This is a genomic window from Paenibacillus sp. P4_A7, assembly GCF_056402455.1.
On the sequence record NZ_JBFUHJ010000570.1, the window covers coordinates 1 to 3,147 of the forward strand.

The window sequence follows — 3,147 nt, forward strand, 5'->3', positions numbered from 1 at the left end:
ATTCATGTACCGGCTGAATTCATGTACCGGCTGACATGTCTCTTGTATGCTTTGATGATTTGGGACCTTATTCCGAGATTGAGCCATTTCTGACCGTCGCAGCACAGCAAGCCTATCAATTCGGCTACATGGGTATGCAAATGCTGGTGGAACGAATTCAGGAACGTGAAGCATCTCTACCATGGAAGAAAATCGTATTGCCCGCTGACCTCATTATCCGCAAATCAGTTAATGAATGGCCTTCCTCCTAAACTCTGTTGGTGAGAGGCCATTCCATTTTCGGAATTGCTTAGTGAAAAACAAGGGATCATTATAACCAACAGAAGCTGCCACCTGAGCTACCGTTAGATCACCTTTAAGAAGCTCCTCTGCCTTTTTCATTCTCACTTTAAGTAAGTACTTCATCGGTGACAAGCCAGTCGCCTCTTTAAATAATCTAGTTAAATGTGCACGATGATAGCCTAAGCTTCTCGCAGTCTCTTCTATTGACAGCTGCTTTCCATACTGTAAGGAAAGCAGGCGAATCGCTTGATCAATTTGGCGAAAGGAGCGCGACGGCAGCATACTCCCCTCCTCAGCTTCCTTTTGATGCACCAGCCCGAGCTCGTAAAAAATCATTCTCAGCCAGGCAGAAGCCTCCATGTTACCAAGCGTGGGAAAATCCGTCCGCTTCAAGCTAGTGTTCAAACTCCGAAATAAACGGTTCATCGTATGCAACGAGCAGCCTTGTATATAAGCCCTATCCGGCGTTATGCCAATGGAAGATAGCGCGGTTTCAACGAGTTCTCCTGAGAAGCCTACCCACATATATTGCCAAGGATTACTCATGCTTGCTTCATATTTAACGAGAATATCCGGGAATATAATGAACGCATCCCCAGCTCCGCATTTATAACTTTCTCCTAAGGTTTCAAAAACGCCTTCCCCATCCAATACAATATGTATCAAATAATAATCGTGAACAGCTGGACCAATGAAATGCCCCATAACCGGTTGGGCCTTGCCGTTAAACAATACCGACATCTCACCTTTTAGAGGTGCTGCATTCACGTTTACCGTATAACTAAGATGCTGCTCCAACTTCACGCCTCCTATCCATTCATTCTCTTTATCATACTAAATGATGCAACATTACTCCATATATTGATTCGTTCTTTCCATATTCATTTCATAGCTCTCTCTATATACTAAAAGTGTCATCATAAAGTTACAGGAGGCTATTATATCATGTCTAAAATTACATTTATTGGAGCAGGCAGTAGCGTATTTGCCAAAAACATACTCGGTGACGTCATGCAAACTCCAGCGTTGCAGGGCTTTGAAATTGCTTTATTTGATATTGACCCGGTTCGACTAAATGATTCAGAGAAGATGCTGCTCAATTTGAAGCAGACTAGCGGAAGCACCTGTCAGATTAAAGCTTTCACTGATCGCAAGGAAGCTTTGCGCGGTGCAAAATACGTCATTAATGCCATACAAGTTGGTGGCTATGATCCATGCACAATTACCGATTTTGAAATTCCAAAAAAATACGGCTTGCGTCAAACCATTGCCGACACTGTTGGTATCGGTGGTCTTTTCCGAAACCTGCGTAYTATTCCTGTCATGATGGATTTTGCTAGAGATATTAACGAGGTTTGTCCAGACGCTCAATTCCTAAACTATACGAATCCAATGGCTGTTTTGACCAATGTTATGAACACGTACGGCGGAGTTAAAACCGTTGGCCTTTGTCATAGTGTACAGGTTTGCTTGCCAGATTTGTTTAAAAACTTAGAAATGGATCCGACTGGCGTTAAATATAAAATTGCGGGTATCAACCATATGGCTTGGCTTCTTGAAGCAAGCAAAGACGGTGTTGACCTATATCCTGAAATTAAACGCCGTGCTATCGAGAAGCAGAAAGAAAAGCATCATGATATGGTTCGTTTTGAGCTAATGCTTAAATTTGGATACTATATTACGGAATCGTCCGAGCATAATGCGGAATACCATCCTTACTTTATTAAACGCAACTATCCAGATCTAATCGAGCGCTTTAACATTCCGCTCGATGAATATCCTCGCCGCTGTATCAATCAAATTGAAGGCTGGAAAACAATGCGCGATTCACTCGTAAATGACCGTAATTTGGAGCATTGCCGCAGCCATGAATATGCTTCTTACATCCTAGAAGCGATGGAAACCAACAATCCGTTCAAAATTGGCGGCAACGTAATGAACACCGGCTTAATCACGAACCTGCCGAAGGAAGCTTGTGTCGAAGTGCCATGTCTCGTTGATGCGAGCGGAATTACACCAACCTACGTAGGAGATTTGCCACCGCAGCTTGCAGCACTAAATCGTACCAACATTAATACGCAACTACTTACGATCGAAGCGGCTATGACTCGTAAACGCGATCATATCTACCATGCTGCTATGCTTGATCCACATACATCCGCAGAGCTTTCGATGGATGACATCGTATCGATGTGTGATGACTTGATCGAAGCGCATGGTGATTGGCTGCCGAAATACGAATAAGCTTTTAGACTAGACGTCAATAAAAAAGGGTTGTTCAGCAGATCTAAGCAGATCGGCTCGAACTACCCTTTTTAGTTTGGAACTATGTAATAATAATGAAAGCTAAGCTACAAGCCTAACTCTTCATTTGTCGGACTTGACTGTATTTTATCCAATCAAATCCATATCAAATACGATGAATTTGTCCCACACTGTATTTCATCCAAGCTAATCGTCCATTCTGCAGCCAAACAGCCTCAAACCACCAATTAGATTGTATCTTTTCCATTCAAACACGTAGGACATTGAAATATCAGTGGTTTGATTGGACAGAATCCAATCAAGCTTCCCACTAAGAAAAAAGGCCATCTCACCAGCTCTCGCCAGTAAAACAGCCTGAATTTAGAAACACTTATCTCATTTTCAAATTATTTGTCATCACGCTTCAGCTGCAAGCTCTGCAAGAAAAGCTGAATGTGAGTATCCCAGTATCCCCATTCATGAGTTCCCGGCCCTTCTACATAGGTAAGTGGATATCCCGCTTCCAGACAAGCATCTCGAAATACGATATTGTCTTCGTACAAGAAGTCTTCGGTTCCACAGCACTGGAATAGCTCCGGCTTTGGCAAATCAAGCTTTGAT

3 protein-coding genes and 1 pseudogene are annotated in these 3,147 nt (G+C 42.8%); 2 read left to right on the plus strand and 2 right to left on the minus strand.

What is annotated here, in order from left to right; translation table 11 throughout:
- Positions 1-17 precede the first annotated feature (17 nt).
- Entirely contained in the window at positions 18-251 is a 234-nt protein-coding gene (locus tag AC1DWN_RS31115) for a substrate-binding domain-containing protein (protein ID WP_477562731.1), read from the plus strand.
- On the opposite strand, the gene AC1DWN_RS31120 is transcribed toward AC1DWN_RS31115, so the two are convergent.
- Complete coding sequence (locus tag AC1DWN_RS31120) at positions 229-1,080, minus strand: AraC family transcriptional regulator (protein ID WP_477562729.1); 852 nt, start codon at positions 1,078-1,080, stop codon at positions 229-231. The genes AC1DWN_RS31115 and AC1DWN_RS31120 overlap by 23 nt on opposite strands.
- A 147-nt stretch (positions 1,081-1,227) precedes the next feature.
- Between AC1DWN_RS31120 and melA the strand changes: the two genes are divergently transcribed.
- Positions 1,228-2,526, plus strand: a complete 1,299-nt coding sequence (melA, locus tag AC1DWN_RS31125) for an alpha-galactosidase (RefSeq protein WP_477562730.1) — start codon at positions 1,228-1,230, stop codon at positions 2,524-2,526.
- A gap of 407 nt (positions 2,527-2,933) precedes the next feature.
- On the opposite strand, the pseudogene AC1DWN_RS31130 reads toward melA, so the two are convergent.
- A pseudogene (locus tag AC1DWN_RS31130) lies at positions 2,934-3,147 on the minus strand (esterase family protein); the annotation flags it as partial.